The 17,103-nt window shown below is 66.4% G+C and carries 14 protein-coding genes, 1 tRNA gene and 2 pseudogenes; 11 read left to right on the top strand and 6 right to left on the bottom strand.

Translation table 11 applies throughout. The features are described 5' to 3' along the window. Positions 1 to 9 precede the first annotated feature (9 nt). Complete coding sequence (locus ACWD1Z_RS14485) at positions 10 to 972, bottom strand: glycoside hydrolase family 11 protein (RefSeq protein WP_451118611.1); 963 nt, start codon at positions 970 to 972, stop codon at positions 10 to 12. Positions 973 to 1,296: 324 nt separating this feature from the next. On the opposite strand from ACWD1Z_RS14485, the gene abc-f reads away from it, so the two are divergent. The 3 genes from abc-f to ACWD1Z_RS14470 all read left to right on the top strand — a co-directional run bounded on the left by abc-f (position 1,297) and on the right by ACWD1Z_RS14470 (position 4,654). After that, a complete protein-coding gene (gene abc-f, locus ACWD1Z_RS14480) occupies positions 1,297 to 2,904 on the top strand; it encodes a ribosomal protection-like ABC-F family protein (protein WP_451118609.1) in 1,608 nt (535 codons plus the stop codon). 110 nt (positions 2,905 to 3,014) lie between these two features. After that, positions 3,015 to 4,091 carry an NAD(P)H-dependent amine dehydrogenase family protein gene (locus tag ACWD1Z_RS14475; protein ID WP_451118607.1) on the top strand — a complete coding sequence of 359 codons (1,077 nt, stop codon included), beginning with the start codon at positions 3,015 to 3,017 and terminating at the stop codon, positions 4,089 to 4,091. Positions 4,092 to 4,093: 2 nt separating this feature from the next. After that, the gene (locus ACWD1Z_RS14470; RefSeq protein ID WP_451118605.1) at positions 4,094 to 4,654 is read left to right on the top strand and encodes a carboxymuconolactone decarboxylase family protein; all 561 of its coding nucleotides are present in this window, start codon (positions 4,094 to 4,096) and stop codon (positions 4,652 to 4,654) included. Here the strand turns inward: ACWD1Z_RS14470 and ACWD1Z_RS14465 are convergent. Continuing rightward, a pseudogene (locus ACWD1Z_RS14465) lies at positions 4,635 to 6,111 on the bottom strand (GMC family oxidoreductase). The gene ACWD1Z_RS14470 and the pseudogene ACWD1Z_RS14465 sit on opposite strands and share 20 nt — an antisense overlap. Before the next feature lie 756 nt (positions 6,112 to 6,867). Between ACWD1Z_RS14465 and ACWD1Z_RS14460 the strand changes: the two are divergent. From ACWD1Z_RS14460 to ACWD1Z_RS14450, 3 genes and pseudogenes are all read left to right on the top strand, one after another. Beyond that, positions 6,868 to 8,112 (top strand): ice-binding family protein, encoded by a 1,245-nt coding sequence (locus ACWD1Z_RS14460; RefSeq protein WP_451118603.1) that lies wholly within the window; start codon positions 6,868 to 6,870, stop codon positions 8,110 to 8,112. Between the two features lie 108 nt (positions 8,113 to 8,220). After that, the gene (locus ACWD1Z_RS14455) at positions 8,221 to 8,862 is read left to right on the top strand and encodes a DUF5819 family protein (RefSeq protein WP_451118926.1); all 642 of its coding nucleotides are present in this window, start codon (positions 8,221 to 8,223) and stop codon (positions 8,860 to 8,862) included. Next, positions 8,852 to 9,908 (top strand): annotated as a pseudogene (locus ACWD1Z_RS14450) (HTTM domain-containing protein). The gene ACWD1Z_RS14455 and the pseudogene ACWD1Z_RS14450 overlap by 11 nt, the downstream one beginning before the upstream one ends. Here the strand turns inward: ACWD1Z_RS14450 and ACWD1Z_RS14445 are convergent. Continuing rightward, positions 9,867 to 10,268: an ASCH domain-containing protein gene (locus ACWD1Z_RS14445; RefSeq protein WP_451118924.1), complete on the bottom strand. Its 402-nt coding sequence runs from the start codon at positions 10,266 to 10,268 to the stop codon at positions 9,867 to 9,869. The pseudogene ACWD1Z_RS14450 and the gene ACWD1Z_RS14445 sit on opposite strands and share 42 nt — an antisense overlap. 61 nt (positions 10,269 to 10,329) lie before the next feature. On the opposite strand from ACWD1Z_RS14445, the gene ACWD1Z_RS14440 reads away from it, so the two are divergent. Continuing rightward, positions 10,330 to 12,585 carry a protein kinase domain-containing protein gene (locus ACWD1Z_RS14440; RefSeq protein ID WP_451118601.1) on the top strand — a complete coding sequence of 752 codons (2,256 nt, stop codon included), beginning with the start codon at positions 10,330 to 10,332 and terminating at the stop codon, positions 12,583 to 12,585. A gap of 235 nt (positions 12,586 to 12,820) precedes the next feature. Here ACWD1Z_RS14440 and ACWD1Z_RS14435 read toward each other — a convergent pair whose 3' ends face one another. Together ACWD1Z_RS14435 and ACWD1Z_RS14430 are read right to left on the bottom strand one after the other, a co-directional pair. Continuing rightward, positions 12,821 to 13,159, bottom strand: a complete 339-nt coding sequence (locus tag ACWD1Z_RS14435; RefSeq protein ID WP_451118599.1) for a hypothetical protein — start codon at positions 13,157 to 13,159, stop codon at positions 12,821 to 12,823. A 194-nt stretch (positions 13,160 to 13,353) separates the two neighbouring features. Continuing rightward, a tRNA-Gly gene (locus ACWD1Z_RS14430) sits at positions 13,354 to 13,427 on the bottom strand. Positions 13,428 to 13,700: 273 nt separating this feature from the next. Here ACWD1Z_RS14430 and ACWD1Z_RS14425 point away from each other — a divergent pair. The 4 genes from ACWD1Z_RS14425 (at position 13,701) to ACWD1Z_RS14410 (ending at position 15,942) form a co-directional block, all read left to right on the top strand. Then, positions 13,701 to 13,883, top strand: coding sequence for a hypothetical protein (locus ACWD1Z_RS14425; protein ID WP_389416762.1), 183 nt, complete (start codon positions 13,701 to 13,703; stop codon positions 13,881 to 13,883). Between the two features lie 96 nt (positions 13,884 to 13,979). Continuing rightward, on the top strand, positions 13,980 to 14,555 hold the full coding sequence (gene dcd, locus ACWD1Z_RS14420; protein ID WP_451118597.1) for a dCTP deaminase: 576 nt from the start codon (positions 13,980 to 13,982) through the stop codon (positions 14,553 to 14,555). Positions 14,556 to 14,557: 2 nt separating this feature from the next. After that, the gene (locus ACWD1Z_RS14415; protein ID WP_451118595.1) at positions 14,558 to 15,067 is read left to right on the top strand and encodes a phosphoribosyltransferase; all 510 of its coding nucleotides are present in this window, start codon (positions 14,558 to 14,560) and stop codon (positions 15,065 to 15,067) included. Positions 15,068 to 15,159: 92 nt separating this feature from the next. Next, complete coding sequence (locus ACWD1Z_RS14410; protein WP_451118593.1) at positions 15,160 to 15,942, top strand: calcium-binding protein; 783 nt, start codon at positions 15,160 to 15,162, stop codon at positions 15,940 to 15,942. An 86-nt stretch (positions 15,943 to 16,028) separates the two neighbouring features. Here ACWD1Z_RS14410 and ACWD1Z_RS14405 read toward each other — a convergent pair whose 3' ends face one another. Continuing rightward, entirely contained in the window at positions 16,029 to 17,000 is a 972-nt protein-coding gene (locus ACWD1Z_RS14405; RefSeq protein WP_451118591.1) for a Yip1 family protein, read from the bottom strand. Between the last annotated feature and the right edge of the window lie 103 nt (positions 17,001 to 17,103).

The raw sequence follows: 17,103 nt of genomic DNA, 5'->3' as shown, positions 1-17,103 counted from the left end.
CCTTCGCGGTCAGCTCGCCGTGCAGGAGACGGTGGGCCAGGTGTGGTTGCCGTTGTGCTGGATGGTGGCTCCCCAGTTGTTGCCGCTGCCGTTGGGCCTGGCGGTGAGGACTTGCGAACTGGGGTAACTGGCGCTGACGTTCCAGGTGGAGAGAACCTTCGCGGGTGAGGGCACGTTCATCGTGACGGTCCAGTTGCTGGAGCCGGTGACCGAGACGTTGAGGTTGTAGCGGTCGCTCCACTGCTGGCCGGCGGAGAGCGTGGCGGAGCAGCCGGTGCCGCCACCGCCGCCCCCTCCGCCCGAACCGGTGCCGCCCACCGTGATGTTGGAGCTGCCGCTGCTCTGGTAGCCCTCGGTCGCCATGATCATGTAGTAGTTGAAGCTGCCGAGCGGCATTCCGGCACGGGTCCACGCGTCGAAGTGGTTGCCGGTCGTGATGGTGCCGCCCGTCCGCTTCGACTGCCGGACGCTCCAGTACTGGTCGAAGGTCTTGGTGCCCTCGACGGAGGGGGCGTTGTACCGGGTCGTCTTGTAGATGTCGTACGTGCCGCCGTCGGTGGTGACCGTGCCCTTGAAGGTGCCGGTGGGGCGGTAGGTGCCCCAGTTGTCGACGATGTAGTACTCCACGAGCGGGTTCGCGGTCCATCCGTAGAGCGTCAGGTAGGCGTTGCCGGACGGGTTGAAGGTGCCGGAGTAGGTCACGGTCCGGCGCGCGCCGTTGGCCCAGCCCTTGCCGGCGACGAAGTTCCCGGTGTTGCGCCAGCTGGTGCTGTAGTTGCCGCCGGAGCCGAGGTTCATGGAGACCGTGCCCTGGGCGTCGGTCCAGAACGAGTAGTAGTAGCCGTTGTTGGTACCGGTCTGGTTCGTGGTGACGACGGTGTCCGCGTGAGCGGTCACCGAGCCGATGGCGAGCAGCAGGACGGCACAGGCGCTGCTGATGAGCAGCCGGAGCCGTGTGAGTGAGTTCTTCATGCGGCGGAGTGTTGGCCGGGGCACGTCAAGTGTCAATAGTTTCGGTTACTGTTACGAAACATTCGAAGACGGTGAATCGGTCATCGCTGCATTTCAGATGCCGTTCCGATGACGCCTGACTTTTTACTCGCCATATTTCTGATCAAGAAGCCCGAGTCTGATTCCGAAATAATTCGCCGGATGCGTCGATCGTAGGTGAGCGAGACGCGGCGTCTTGCGTCAATCGGGCGCGGGGAGTACGGTCCAGGAGTACTGAAAGACGAGACGTCTCGTCTCGCTACCAGTCATTAGTCATCAGTCATCAGCCATCGAAAGAGGACCCACTTGTTCCATGCTCCCGAAGCACCCTCCCCCGTCGCCGTCCCCCAGCTCACCGTCACCGATGTCAGCAAGCGCTTCGGCACCCGACTCGTCCTGGACCGCGTGTCGTTCACCGTCCGGCCCGGTGAGCGGGCCGGGGTCGTCGGGGACAACGGCTCCGGCAAGTCCACCCTCCTGCGGCTGCTCGCCGGCGCCGTACCGCCCGACAACGGCGCCCTGACCGTCGTAGCACCGGGCGGGACCGGGCACCTGGCGCAGACCCTGGACCTGCCCGACACGGCACGCGTCGGTGACGCCGTCGACCTGGCGCTGTCCGAACTGCGCACTCTGGAGCGCCGGTTGCGGGCGGCCGGCGCCCAACTCGCCGACTCCTCGGCGTACGAGCACTATGCCGCGCTGGAGGCGGAGTTCGAGGCGCGCGGCGGTTACGACGCGGACCGACGGGTCGACGTGATCCTGCGCCACCTGGGCGAGTCGGCCGCCCTGGACCGGTCCCGCAGGCTCGGCACCCTCTCCGGCGGCCGGCGCTCACGGCTGGCCCTGGCGGCGACGCTGGCCTCCTCGCCGGAACTGCTCCTCCTCGACGAGCCGACCAACGACCTGGACGACGAGGCGGTGGCCTGGCTGGAGGAGCGGCTGCGCGCCCACCGGGGCACGCTCGTCGCCGTGACCCACGACCGGACCTTCCTGGACCGCGTGACGGACACCATCCTGGAGGTGGACGCCGGATCCGTCCGCCGCTACGGCGACGGCTACGAGGGATACCTCACCGCCAAGGCCGCCGAACGCGCCCGCCAGGAACGGGAGTACACCGACTGGCGGGCGGAGGTGGCCCGCCAGTCCCGGCTCGCCGACTCCCACATCGGGCGCCTGGACGCGATCCCCCGCAAGGCGCCGTGGGCGTTCAGCGGGGCGGGCGCCTTCCGGGCCCGCTCCCGGGCGCACGGGGCGATGAGCCGGATCCGCAACGCGCGCGAACGGGTGCAGCGGCTGACGGAGAACCCGGTGCCCGCACCGCCGGAACCGCTGCGGTTCGCCGCGCGGATCGAGGGTGCGGCGGACCGGGCGGTGGAGGTGGCCGACGTGTGGGTGCCCGGACGCCTGCTGCTGGACTCCCTGCACGTGCCCGCGGGCGGCCGGCTGCTGGTCACCGGTCCCAACGGCGCGGGAAAGTCGACCCTGTTGCGAGTCCTGGCCGGTGAACTGACCCCGGAGCCCGGCGCGACGGTACGGCGGCCCGCGCGGGCCGGTCTCCTCCGCCAGGTGACACCGCGGACACCGAGCGAGGACGACCTCTCCCTGGCGGCGGCCTTCGGGGCGCACCGGGCGCAGGAACTGCTCTCGCTGGGCCTCTTCCGCGAGCCCGACCTGGACCGGCGGGTGCGGGACCTCTCCACGGGCCAGCGCCGCCGCCTGGAACTGGCCCGCCTCCTGACCGAGCCGCACGACGCGCTCCTCCTCGACGAGCCGACGAACCACCTGGCCCCGGCCCTGGTGGAGGACCTGCAAGCGGCCCTGGCCGACTACACGGGAACAGTGATCATCGCGACCCACGACCGCCGCCTCCGCTCGGCCCTACCGGGCCCCACCCTGGAACTGAGCCCGATCTGACGACCGTCCCGCCCCCCTGCCCTGGGCGCATCCGGCCGCCTGTTGCCCCGGCCCCCGATTCCCCGTGCACGGCTATGGGAAGTTCCGGGGTGCGTCGCTACCCTCCGCCCATGATTCCCACGGTGGTCTGGGGCACGGGCAACGTCGGGCGCGCGGCGGTGCGGGCCGTCGCGGCACACCCGATGCTCAGCCTGGTGGCCGTGCTGGTCTCCACTGCCGCCAAGGTCGGCAAGGACGCGGGGGAACTCGGCGGCCTCGGCCGCACCCTCGGCGTGACGGCGACGGACGACGTGGACGCCGTCCTCTCCGCAGGCCCGCGCGCGGTCGTGTACGCCGCCTCCGGTGACGTACGCCCGGACGGCGCGATCGAGGACATCAGCCGCGCCCTGCGCGCCGGCGCCGTCGTCGTCACCCCGTCCCTGTACGGCATGTACGACTGCGCCAACGCCCCCGACGAGATCCGTGCCGGCCTGTTCGACGCCGCCAGGGCCGGGGGCGGCGCCCTGTTCGTCTCCGGCGTGGACCCCGGGTGGGCCAACGACGTACTCCCGCTCCTGGTCAGCGGGTTGGGGTCGGACATCGACGCGGTCCGCTGCCAGGAGATCTTCGACTACTCGACGTACGACCAGGAGGAATCGGTCCGCCATCTCATCGGCATGGGGCACCCGCTGGACTACCAGCCGCTGATGCTCGCCGAGGGCATCCCCACGATGATCTGGGGCGGCCAGCTGCGGATGATGGCCCGCGCCATGGGCGCCCAACTCGACCACATCGAGGAGCACTTGGAGCGGCGAGAGCTCGACGCGTCCGTCCGCACGGACACGATGGGGGAGTTCGCGGCCGGTACCCAGGGCGCGGTGCGTCTCGAGGTGCGCGGCATGGTGGCGGGCGAGGCCCGCCTCGTCATCGAGCACATCACCCGCATCCACCCCGGCTGCGCCCCGGACTGGCCGGTGCCGCCCGGCGGCGGCGCGGGCGCACACCGCGTGATCATCGAGGGCCGCCCCCGCATCGAGGTCACGGTCGAGGCCACGGACGAGGGGGACAACCGGGCCGCCGGCGGCAACGCCACGGCGGCCGGCCGTCTGGTGAACGCCGTCGACTGGCTCGTAGCAGCCCAACCGGGCCTCTACGACGCCCTCGACGTCCCGCTGCGCCCGGCCGTGGGCCGGCTCGGAAAGAGGTGACCATGCGGATCGACATTCCCGAGGGCGCCGAGCCCCTCGCGTACGTCTGGGGCGAGATGGTGCCCGGGATCGGCCCGGCGGCCAGTGCCTTCTCCCTCGCCGTCTACGAGCACTCGACGCTCGGGCTGCGGGAGTTCGAGGCCGCCCGGCTGCGCGTCGCGCAGATCAACGGATGCCTGTTCTGCCTGGACTGGCGCACCGAACGCGACGGGCGGAAGGTCGAGGAGGGCTTCCTCGACGCGGTCACCCGGTGGCGTACGACGGACGCCTTCGACGAACGGACCCGGCTGGCCGCCGAGTACGCGGAGCGCTACGCACTCGACCATCGCCGCCTGGACGGGGAGTTCTGGGAGCGGATGACGGCGCACTACAGCCAGGCGGAGATCGTGGAGCTGAGCATGAGCATCGGCTCCTGGCTGGCGTTCGGCCGCCTCAACCACGTGCTGGGGCTGGACAGCGTCTGCGCCTTCCGTCGGCGCGCGGTTGAGGGTGTGGGCCGGGCCAGGGGCCACGGCCCACAGTCATGCGTGGATCACGGGCGGCTCAGAAATCCTCGGCGATGATCCTCTCGATGTTGCGCTCGGCGAGCGCGGTGATGGTCACGAACGGATTGACGGTGACGTTGCCGGGGATCGTGCCCTCGGTGGCGTTGATCTTGTCGAAGATCGTCTTCGCCATGGTGATCGACGGCTGCTTCCAGGCCGTCTGCCAGTTCAGCTCCACCTTCCCCGCCGCAGCGTTCCAGGTGAACCGGCCGCGGTGGGGGTTGTTGGTGATCGACAGGTAGCAGGTAGAACGACGCCCAGGTCTCGATGCCGGTCGGCAGCGGCGCCACCTCGGCGAACGCCCCGCCCGCGGCCCAGTTGTCGATGCCCGCCGTCGGGATCGAGGACTGCAGCGCGCCGGTCGGGTCCCACAGGTGGTTGGCCCGGCCGCACATGACGTTGCCGTTCTCGCCCCAGCCGTTGCCGACCTCGCCGTTGAGGTTCGGCAGCGCGCCCGTGGCCTTCAGCCGGACCAGCAGCTTGCTGGTGCCCACGCTGCCGGCGGCGAAGAACACCCGCCGGGCCCGTACCGACTTGGTGGCGATGACGGCGCCGCCCGTGTCGAGCTGCTCGACGGTCACGGCGTAGCCGCCGGTGGCGGGTGTGACGCCGGTGGCCCGGTGCAGCGGTGAGACGGACACCCGGCCGGTCGCGCGGGCCTGCGCGAGATAGGTCCTCGGCAAGGACTTCTTGCCGTGGTTGTTGCCGTACAGGATCTCGCCGGCCAGGGCCGACTCGGGCACCGCTCCCGCCGCCTCCCGCTTCATGTAGTCCCAGTCGTAGACGTTGGGCACGAACAGGAAGCGGAAGCCGGACCGTCCCGCGTGCTTGCGGCCGACGCGGGCGTACCCGTAGCACTCCGCGGTCTCGAACCAGGCGGGGTCGATGCCGCTGACGCCGAGGGTGCTGTTGGCGCGCGGGTAGTAGACGTCGTACATCTCGTCGACGTCGACGGAGGGCAGGATCCCGGGGAAGCGGGAGCGCAGCGGCGTGACCGCCATCCCGCCGTTGACGAGCGACCCGCCGCCGACGCCCCGCCCCTGGTACACGACGATGCCGCCCAAGTCCTCGGCGTCCAGGATCCCCGTGTACCGCGGCACGTCCTTGTCGAGCGGGAAGCCGAGGAAGTTGCTCAGCGGCTGCCTGGTCCGGGTGCGGAGCCAGAAGGACCGGTAGTCCGGGCTGGTGGTGTTGGCGAATACGTTGCCGTCCGTTCCCGGGGTGTCCCAGGCCATGCCCATTTCCACCATGCGGACGTCCACCCCGGCCTGAGCGAGCCGCAACGCGGTGACGGAACCGCCGTATCCGGTGCCGATGACGAGAGCGTCGACCTGCTCTTCGAGAGGAAGCGCCGCGGTGGCGGGCAGATCGAATGCCCCCAATGCGGCGGCGCCAAAAATAGAACCAGTTCTACCAATGAAACGTCGTCGGGGAAGTTCTCTTCCTTCCGGTCTGACGTCTGCTTCGGATCTCATGCAGATCCCCTTTCGTTTTGCTCGATCGAAACGGGTTCTACTGAAATCAACGAAACAAGCCACGAGAAACCTGCCGGTAACTTGACTGCTGATCGGAGGGCTTGGCGGGGCTTGACGGGACTTGGCGAGGCTTGACAGGGCTTGACGCAACAGGCGCACCCCATGCCGCACGCGCCGCGCAACACGCCGGAGTCGGCCTTCCGGGTGGCGGCGCGGGAGGGTTAATCGACCGGCGGTCAGTGGTGCTGCGGGCGGTGCGGGCCGGACGCGGCCGAGCGATGCCTCGGCGGCACTCTCCCCGGGGCTGTCCCGGCGCCGGAGGCCCTGGTGCGCCGTTTCGAGCGTGCCGGTTGCATCACCCGTGACCCGACGCCGGCGAGCAGGCCCTCCCGTACCGGATATCCCCAGGTGGTGGGCCGGACCCGCGCCACGGATATCAAGATCATCAAGTCGTCCCGCATCCGGCGATACCGAGAGACGCGGCGGCCTGCCAGGAGGGCAGTGCGATCTTCCGGAGGCGGTCCGCCGTCCCGTCGAACGTGCCGGACGACCGCCTCCGCCGCCTGCTCGGATTCCTGAGCCATCCAGCCCATTAAGTATTCCTATGTAATTCAAGGTCCATTCAGCGATTGGGGAGAACCCGCTCAGCAGAATCATTGACCGGCACACTCCTCAGTAATATTCCGACGGCAGAAAACAGGCGACTCTGCGCAACCGGGATCTGCCAGACCACCCGTACAAGGAGCTGGCCCCTCGATGACGCTGAACATTCCTGACGCGCCGCCCCTGCGGCGCACCATGTCGATGTGGATCGCGGCGGTGGTGGCCGTGGTCATCGCCGCCGTGATCCTCGCTCTGACGCCGACGCGCGCAAATGCCATTGCCACCCCCGTGCCCATGGGTACGACCCTGGCCACCTACGGAGTGCTGGGTGGTGCGACCGTCACCAACACCGGCCCCACGGTGATCGAAGGGCTCAACGTCGGTGTCAGCCCCGGTGCGGCCATCACCGGGTTCCCGCCCGGCAGCGTGACCCCGCCCGGGACCCTGCACAGTGCCGATGCCCACGCGGGCCAGGCCAAGACCGAGCTGACCACGGCGTACAACCAGGCCGCGGGGCAGGCGCTGACGGACGCGGTGTACAACGACGCGCCCCACGAGTTCGGTGGCCAGACGCTGACGGCGGGCCTCTACAGGGCGAACAGCAGCGCGGAGATCACCGGCACCCTCACCCTGGACGCCCAGGGCAACCCCGATGCCGTCTGGGTGTTCCAGATCGGTTCGACGCTGACGACGGCGGCCGAGAACAGCACGGTGCGCCTCGTCAACGGCGCCTCGCCGTGCAATGTGTTCTGGCAGGTGGGCAGTTCGGCCACGCTCGGCACCAACACCTCGTTCGTGGGCACCATCCTGGCCAACACCTCGATCAGCGCCACCACGGGGGCGGTCATCAACGGCCGGCTGCCGGCCGACGCGGGCGGTACCGGTGGCGGCGCCGTGACGCTGGACACGAACAGGATCTTCCTGGGGCCGTGCGAGACCGGGGGTACGGGTGGCACGACCGGTGGCTTGATCACGGGTGGTGTGATCGCCGGTACCACGACGGGCGGTACGACGGGTGGCACCACGGGCGGTACCACGACGGCCGGTACCACGGGCGGCGTCATCGGCGGCGTGCCGACGGGTAGCGGAACCGGCGGCGTTCTCGGCGGCGTCCTGACGACGGGCGGAACCACCGGAGGCGTCCTGGGCGGCCTCGTCGCGGGCACGACGGGCAGCGTCACGGGTGGCGGAACGGGTGGTGTGACCGGGGGCACGACCGGCGGCACGACCGGCGGCAACGGGCACGGCCACGGCCACGATCACGGCGGGAAGCCCGGAGACCACGATCACGGTGGAAAGCCGGGCGGCGGCCATGGCCATGGCGAAAAGCCTGAGAAGCCTGGCAAGCCCGAGGGCTACGGCAGCGATCACGAAGGTGACCACAAGAAGACTGCCTGACCCCGACCCCCATGCCCCATGCCCCCATGGGAGCGAGCAGAACGAGCGGCGCGCGGCGGATCGTTGTCGATTCCGTCGCGCGCCGTTGGCGAATTCTCAGGAGAAGCGATGAGAGAAGCCAGGACCGGAGCGGCCAAGCCTTTGCCCGGTCTCCTGAAAGCGGGAACGACTGCCGCGGTGATCCTTTGCCTGGCGACGACCCTGATCCATGTTCTCCTCGTGTTTCTGCACGTGGCACCACCGAACCCCCTCTCCCGGCAGTACACCCGCCAGGTAAACGCGTGGGTCTTCCCCCTGTTCGAACAGAACTGGCGGCTCTTCGCTCCGGATCCCGAGTCGGTCAACCGGAAGATTTCGGCGAGGACCATGCACACCGGACCGGACGGCACGGCGCAGGTGAGCGGCTGGTTCGATCTGACGGCCGTCGACAACGCGGCGGTGAAGCACAACGCGTTCCCGAGCCATACGGCGCAGAACACGCTGCGGAGGGCCTGGAGTTCGTACGTGGAAACACACGGGAGTGACGACGTCCCCCGCTCGGAGCGGGCGCTGATGATCCAGCAGTACCTGACCAACATCGCCGCGGAACGCATCGCCGGCCACCGGGGCGGCGCCTTCGAGTCGGTCCAGCTGCGGGTGGTCACGGCGCCCATCGCCGTGCACGGCGCCGCGGGCCCGGCCGCCGCCACACCGACGTCTGCCGAAACGCGGTACCTGCCCTGGCGGAAGGTGACCCCCCATGCAAACTGAGCAGCCGCGCGCACCGCACCGGATCGTTGCGCTCCTCACCGTCCTGACCGAGCAGCCGGTCTCGCTCTACGCCGCGGCGGTCCTGCGCATCGGGTACGGGCTCCTCTACCTCGTCTTCCTGTTGCGCGAGTTTCCGCACCGCGACGAGATCTGGGGCCCCGGGTCCCCGTGGACGCCCGAGCTGGCGAGGCAGCTGTTCGACCAGACGGGATGGGCCAGCATCCTCACCCTCTCCGACAGCCGAGCGTACTTCGAGACGTGTTACGTGCTGGCAGTCATCACGTCAGCGCTGTTCATGCTGGGCTGGCGGACCAGAGCGGTGTCCGTGCTGTTCGCGGTGGTGGTGGCCTCGTTCCACGCCAGAGCCATCTTGATGACCGACGGCGGAGACAACCTGGTCCTCCTGATGGCCATCTACCTGGTCTTCACAGCCTGTGGCAGACGCTGGTCCCTGGACGCGAGAAGAACCCGCCGACGAGCTGCCGCGAACAAGACCACAAGTCCGCCGACGACCGGACTCCGCGACGCCCAACGGACGTTGACGGCCGTACTCCACAACTGCGCCATGTTCGTCATCGCGGCCCAGATCTGCTTCCTCTACGGATCCGCGGGCCTCTACAAGGTGCAGGGCGCCACCTGGGCCAACGGCACCGCCCTCCACTACGTCCTGAACCTCGACCTGTTCCGCCCCCTGGCCCGAGCTCTCGCACATGGTGGACCAGCACGAGGTATTGATCAGCATCGCCTGCTACCTGACGGTGCTGCTGCAGGTGGCGTTCCCCTTCGTCCTGTTCGGACGACTCAAGTACCCGGTCCTGACGATGCTGCTGGGCATGCACGCAGGCATCGCCGTCCTCATGGGCCTGCCGCTCTTCTCCGCAGCAATGATCATCGCGGACGCAGCCTTCCTACCGGACCGCTTCTACCAATCCCTGCCCCGCCGCCGACCCACGACCAGCCAACCGGATACCAGGAACACGGCGGGCGCTCCACCACACGCAGAACTACCCCTCGTGCCGTCCCAACCGGCGCCCTCCCAGCTGTGACGAGCGAAGAGCGAGCTTGATGGCCAAGGCGCCAAGTGCTTCCTTCTCGGGTGGGTAGATGGCGCGGATGTTGGCCAGTTGCCCGTCGCGAGTGGCGGTCGGGTTGACGTTGCCCGCCCCCTTGCCGTCGAGCAGAGTCTCGAAATCGGCGTACTCGGTGACCCGGACGACCTTGACCTCGCAGGTCTCGTCGGTGCCCTTGATGCGGAAGCGGATGGTGTCGCCTGCGACCAGGACGGCGAGGTGCGGGTATTTCACCCGTACCTCGATGGTCTTTGTGCCCGCGGTGACGAGGCCGAAGTACTGCCGGTAGAGGTGGAGTGGGGGCCTACCGAAGTAGCGAGTGCGGAGTTGCCCAATCGGGGTGCTAAGCCACACGGCGCCCCTTAGAATGGTGCGCCACAGATCACAAGGAGGGCCAGTGGTGCTAGCACTTGCTTTGGTTGTCGGGATTGACGCCTACAAAGATCGCTGGCCGAAGCTCTCATGCTGTGTCCATGATGCAGATCAGGTCGCAGCTCTCCTGCAGATGCAGGAGTACGAATTCAACGTGACACTTCTTCAGAATGAAGATGCCACGAAAACCAATATTTTGAGATGGCTTGTCGATGCCAAAAATTCGGGAGCCGACAAGCTTCTTTTTTACTTTTCCGGACACGGGGCTTCCACAGAGCTTGGACACTACATTGTCACATATGACAACCGTGATTTCGACGAAGGTGTACCCCTACCGGATATCCTCCGAATCCTGGAACCAAATGACACCCAAGACTCTCAGGTTTTTGTGCTTCTTGACTGCTGCCACTCGGGCGGAGCAGTAAGTGGGCGCAGCGGCTCTGTGATGCGTGTAACGAATTTGCGTAATTCGGAAATCCTGGATGTCGTGCGGCAGGTTGACTCCTCTTCAGCTGTAGTTGCAGCTTGCTCGGAAAATCAAACCGCTTGGGAAGTGAATAACCTTGGTCATGGAATTTTCACTTACTATCTGCTCTACGCCTTGACTGGCGCCGCAGCAGACCATACAGGCAGCGTAACTGCGCACAGTATCTATGAGGTGATCTCGCGTGAAATGTCGCAAAGCAGCTCAGATCATGACCAGCTGCCTATTTTTGGAGGTCACGTTCGTGGACGTCTCCTGATTGGTGCTGGATTCACGCCGGAACTAGCACCTCCTCCTCCGGAGTCGGAATATGAGCGTTATGAACTAGAAGCTCAGGAATTTTTGGACTCCTATAACAGGTTCAAGTCCGGCTTTGACATCAACACTTGGCGCAGTGATGGGCACTATGCCTCATGTCGCAGGCTAGAGAATATCTCAAAGTGGTTCGATGAGAAAGACAGAATCCAAGGACTCGCTACTCGATTAAAGTACAAGCAGGCGCGCGATACGCTCACGCGTTATCAGACTGAGCTTGGATTGATCGAAGCTGGAACGAAGACGCGAGAGGGCATCGTTACAAGGCAGATTGGTGCTGGCGGGTTCGGCTCGGTTTTTAAGGTGGAGGACCAAGAGGGCGATAGTTCTGTTTACGCCTACAAGGTCTACCATCCGCACGAACTGCACGACCGGGAGAAAGTGAAGCGCTTCCGAAATGGTTACGATGCCATGCAGCTGCTGGCCCATCCTCAGATTGTCAGGGTGCATCGCTACAGTGACTGTCCGACAGGGTTTGTAATGGATTATGTCGATGGCAGTAATTTGCGAGAATTGCAGCCCGGCACCTTCCTATCTCCTGCAGAAATCATTGCCATTCTTTTGAAATCTGCGGAGGCTATCGAGCACGCCCATTCGCATGGCGTGATTCATCGCGATATTAAGCCTGAAAACATTGTGTGCAGGTACACGGATGAAGGGGAATATCTTCCTTATCTTACTGATTTCGATCTAGCTTGGTTCAGCACGCAGACACAGAGAGCCACTAAGAGCGCGATGGGAGTTGTGTACTACGCCGCCCCCGAACAATATATTGCATTTGATCCTAAAGCAGCTTACAGCCGAGAGCCCACTCTTGACGTTTTCTCGTTCGGGCAGCTTCTCGCATTCTGCTTCGTTAACCGCGACCCCGATCCACTCAATGTGGCAGGAAATGCAGAGAAGCTTAATAGTTCAGTCAAGGGTTCCTGCTCTAATGAATCTGCGGCTAAGCTTATGAAAATCTATGAAGACTGCGTGAAATTTGACCCTCGCCAGCGCATCCAAGAGTTCTCCGAAGTGGTCGGGCGCCTAGGGGAGATTTACAATGGACTTCAGTATACAGAACTGGATGCCAAGGTTAGCACCACTCAGTACGCAAAGGAGCTCGCCTTCCAGATTACTCGCAAGGCGCAGAGGCAGGATGAAGTTACATCGTTTCTCAGCGCTTCGGGTGCTTGGGAAGCTTCCGTTGAATGGCGAGAGAAAGTCGCTGGCCGCGAATATCGCCCTCTATTGGTGTTGCGCATAGCACCTACTAGTCGCGTTTCACTGGAGAACGTAAAGAACGACAGGATGAGGAGAATTCTCAACAGGAGAGTTGATCAAGCGATACAGCCTTACAGGAGTAAGGCGGCTCGGCATCCTGGACAGCGCGGCGCATACGAGGTTTTCGTTGAATGGTTCCCAAGTCGTATGACTCGCAGTGACGTCTCGCAACTTGCCGAAATGCTACGCAGTGTTTTTTCCGCTCTCGAAGGCTAGGATCTTCATGCATGAATAGGTCCGCGGAGCCGACCGCTCAGCCACGACGTACCCCTTCTCTGGCATTAGGCGGCTAATTGCTGTGAGCGCGGCACGGGCGCCGGCGGGGCGGAGACAGGAGCGCAGGCCCGGCCGGGGGTCGGGCCGCGCGCGGGGAGCGGAGCGAGCCGCCTTGAACCAGTAGAGAAAGTTGTCACTCAACGACCGGTGGCATTGGTTACCGGGGAGCGCTGCGTCAGAAGGGCGGCTCTTCGGTCCGTCCTTGGGCGTTGCTCGGGTCTGTCCGCCATAGGGAGTCGTCTGGCTGCGGGTCGGTGTCGCAGAAGAGGAATGGGCTCCGTTGGCCTTCTATGCCTGTGGAGTCCTCTCCCCACGCGTCGAGTGCGTCGATGGCGCGCTCGCGGTGCTGCCAGAGTTCGCTTGTTCCCAGTACCTGTCGGAGCAGGGGGACCAGGGCAGTTCGGTGGTGCAGCAGCCTGGCATCGTCCAGGAGCGGGATGCATGCTGCGATGGCTGCTTCGCGCACGTGGCGGTCGGCGTCATCGAGGAAGGCGTAGGCGGCTGCGAACAGCACCGGCCGGAGCTCCCGTGTGGCGACCGCCGGCGGATAGTCGTCGAGGGGGAAAAACCGTGTTCAACTCGTGTCAAGCACCACAAGCGCGCCCCGAGCATCACAGCGAGGAGGTGACCGAGAGCTGGTGGTGCGGAGCCCCGCCCACCGGTCTAGACAACAAACAACCCCCGGGCCCATGACCTGGGGGTTCGTATTGGAGCGGGTGACGAGAATCGAACTCGCGCTCTCAGCTTGGGAAGCTGATGTTCTACCATTAAACTACACCCGCGTAAGACCCCGACCGGAGTCGGTGTCGAATGCTCGCTCACTGTACCTCATGGCAGACCCTCGGCGCTCAGGCCGCGGGGTCTGACTGTGTTTCAGGGGTGGGATGCGGCTGCGGGCGCCCGGAGTTGGGGCGTACGGTGGAGGCGTGGGAGAGGGTTCGGGTGGGTCGGAGTGCCGCCTGGAGGGCCGTCCCTTTCATCCCGTAATGTGGGCTTTCGTCGTCCGGCGGGCAGCAGCCGGGCGCGGCTCTTGGGGAAGGGACTCGAAGGACTTGATGGAGCACACCGTCGTCCGTTGTGCCGATGGGCACGTATTCAGCACCGCCTCGTTCCCGATGCAGCAGGCCGAGCGGCTCGGTCCCGGACGACTGGTCCGGTGTCCGCGTTGTGCCCGGCTCCGCAGTGTCGTGCCGGTGCCGGTGGCGTTGGAGCCGGCAGTAAGCAGTAGTAAGCGGTAGCGAGCGGCAGTAGGCCGTAGCAAGACAGAGCTGGGGCGCAGGCGCGCGGGTGCCGTCCGATTCGGTCGGTCCGCGCGCCTTGCGTATCCTCGGGACGTGCTTCTCTCAGACAAGGACATCCGGGCCGAGATCGACGCCGGGCGGGTACGGATCGATCCCTACGACCAGACCATGGTGCAGCCGTCCAGCGTCGACGTACGGCTGGACCGGTACTTCCGGGTGTTCGAGAACCACCGGTACCCGCACATCGACCCCTCCATCGAGCAGGCCGACCTCACGCGGCTCGTGGAGCCCGAGGGCGACGAGCCGTTCATCCTCCATCCCGGGGAGTTCGTGCTCGCCTCCACGTACGAGGTCATCTCGCTGCCCGACGATCTCGCCTCGCGGCTGGAGGGGAAGAGTTCCCTCGGGCGGCTCGGGCTCGTCACCCACTCCACCGCCGGGTTCATCGACCCCGGGTTCTCCGGGCACGTCACGCTGGAGCTGAGCAACCTCGCCACGCTCCCCATCAAACTCTGGCCCGGCATGAAGATCGGGCAGCTGTGCATGTTCCGGCTCAGCTCGCCCGCCGAGTTCCCCTACGGCAGCGAGCGGTACGGATCCCGGTACCAGGGGCAGCGCGGCCCGACCGCCTCCCGGTCCTTCCTGAACTTCCACCGGACCCAGGTGTGAGCATGAGCGACATACGCGAGAACCTCACCTACGAGCGGTTCGGCGTCGCCATCCGCGAGCTCGCGCAGACCATCGCCGACGACGGGTACGAGCCCGACATCGTCCTCTCCATCGCGCGCGGCGGTGTCTTCGTCGCCGGCGGGCTCGCCTACGCCCTGGACTGCAAGAACATCCACCTGGTGAACGTGGAGTTCTACACCGGGGTGGGCACCACGCTGGACATGCCCGTCATGCTCGCTCCCGTCCCCAACGCCATCGACTTCTCCGACAAGAAGATCCTGATCACCGACGACGTCGCCGACACCGGCAAGACGCTCAAGCTGGTGCACGACTTCTGCCTCGACCACGTCGCCGAGGTCCGCTCCGCCGTCGTCTACGAGAAGTCCCACTCCCTCGTGAAGTGCGAGTACGTGTGGAAGCGGACCGACGACTGGATCAACTTCCCGTGGAGCGTCCTGCCGCCCGTCAGCAGGTCGGGGGAAGCGGCCAAGGAAAACCGGGAAGCGCTCTGACCTGCGGTCACTGCCGTCACTGCCGTCACTGCCGTCACGTACGCTTCCTCTGATCAAATTCTGGTCATCCGCATACTCCGTGGGGGATGTTCATGCGCTCAGCCATGCGCCTTGCCGTGCTCGGAACCAGCGTCGCGCTGGTCGCCGGGGCGACCGGTGCCACCGCCCGGGCAGCGGACGGTGGCTCGGGCGACATCACGATCGACAAGGTCGTCGTCAACGGCGGCAAGCCGGTCGTGGTCGGTACCACCAACGTCGTGTCCGCCAAGGTCTCCGTCACCGCGTCGGACGACTCGGGCATCGACGAGACCACGTACATCAGCGCCTACGGCCCGACGCCGAACTACGACCAGATCTGGTACGACGACGGCGAGATCAGCTGCGTCAAGGTGAGCGCCACCACCTCGACCTGCACCGGCACGCTGACGTTCGACCCGCAGGGCGGCTCCGCCATCAACGGCAACAACGCGGCGGCCACCTGGAGGCTCAGCACGCTGGTCGCAGCCCTGGACTCCGACTACATCCACCGGGACGCGGCCACCACGTTCAAGGTGCAGCGCTACTCCAAGCTGACGGTCAACGCCTCGCCGGAGCCGGTGAAGAAGGGCCGGACCATCACGGTCACCGGCAAGCTCTCCCGGGCCAACTGGGAGGACAACCTGTACCACGGCTACGCCAACCAGTCGGTGAAGCTGCAGTTCCGCAAGAAGGGCAGCAGCACCTACACCACGGTGAGGACGATCAAGTCCAGTTCGACGGGCAGCCTCAGGACGACCGTCACCGCCGCCACCGACGGCTACTTCCGCTACAGCTTCGCGGGCACGAGCACCACTCCGGCGGTCAGCGCGGCCGGCGACTTCGTGGACGTCCAGTAGTCGCACAGCACAAGAACACAGCAGCGGAAAGGGCCCCGGCGTGCACTGCACGCCGGGGCCCTTTCCGCGTCCGTCCTGGATACGTCCTAGAACGTGCCCAGCTTCACGATCGACAGCAACGCCACCAGCTGGATCGCCGACGCGCCCAGCGCCTTCGGCCACGGCAGGTCGTGGGAGCGGCTGACCATCATCGTCAGCAGCGCGCCGGCCGCCACCCAGGTCGCCCAGCCGAGGACCTGGACGAAGGCCGCGTCGCCGCCGAGGAACATGGCCACCACCAGGCGGGGGGCGTCCGTCAGCGACATGATCAGCATCGACAGGCCGACCGTCGGCTGCCAGGCGCCGTTGCCGCCGATCTGGCGGGCCAGGGTGTGGGTGACCACGCCCAGGATGAAGGCGGACAGGACCATGGCGATCGCCGTGGTCAGCACGATCGGGACCGCGTTGGACAGGGTCGCGGTGATCGCGTCCTCGCGGGCGCCGTCGAAGCCGAAGACCGCGAGCAGGCCGTAGAGGAACGTCACGACCAGGGCGGGGCCCCACATCGCGTAGTCCCGCATCTGGAGGAAGGTCCTGGCGGGGGACAGGACGATGCCCCTCAAGAGGTCCTTCCAGTGCAGGCGGGGCCCGACCGGGGCCGCGCCGGCGTGGTAGGTCTGGCCCTGGGAGTAGGGGTCCTCGTGGATCGAGAACGCCTGCGTGTGGCCAGGGTTGTTCGCCGCGTACGGGTCAGGGCCCTGCGGGTGGTGTGCGCCGCCGTCGCCGAAGTACTCCGGCTCGCCCTGGCCGCCGTAGCCGCCGCCCTGGCCGCCGTAGCCCTGGCCATGGCCCTGGCCGCCGTAGCCGCCGTGGTACGGCTGCTGCGGCGGCGGGGGGTAGCCCTGCGACGGCCCCTGCTGCCCGTACGGAGGTTGTTGCCCTCGCGCCTGCGGGGCCCGGTTGTCCCGGCCGCCGCGTCCGATCCTGAATCCAGCCACGTCTTCGAACGTACCTGGTCCCGGAGAGTGGCGTGCCGGGCCCGGGCTTCCGGGCCCGGCTTTGCGGCCGAGCTGTGACATCCCCTAAGGGGGGACTTGGGGGGCGGGTCAGGGACCGGCGGCTCAACCCTTCAGTACGGTGCCGAAGTAAGCCGTGCCCGACGGGCCCCCAGCGTGGTGCTGC

The organism is Streptomyces sp. NPDC002784, assembly GCF_053592135.1.
Note: the sequence above shows the minus strand (reverse complement) of the source record. Positions and strands in the feature narration are given on the sequence as shown.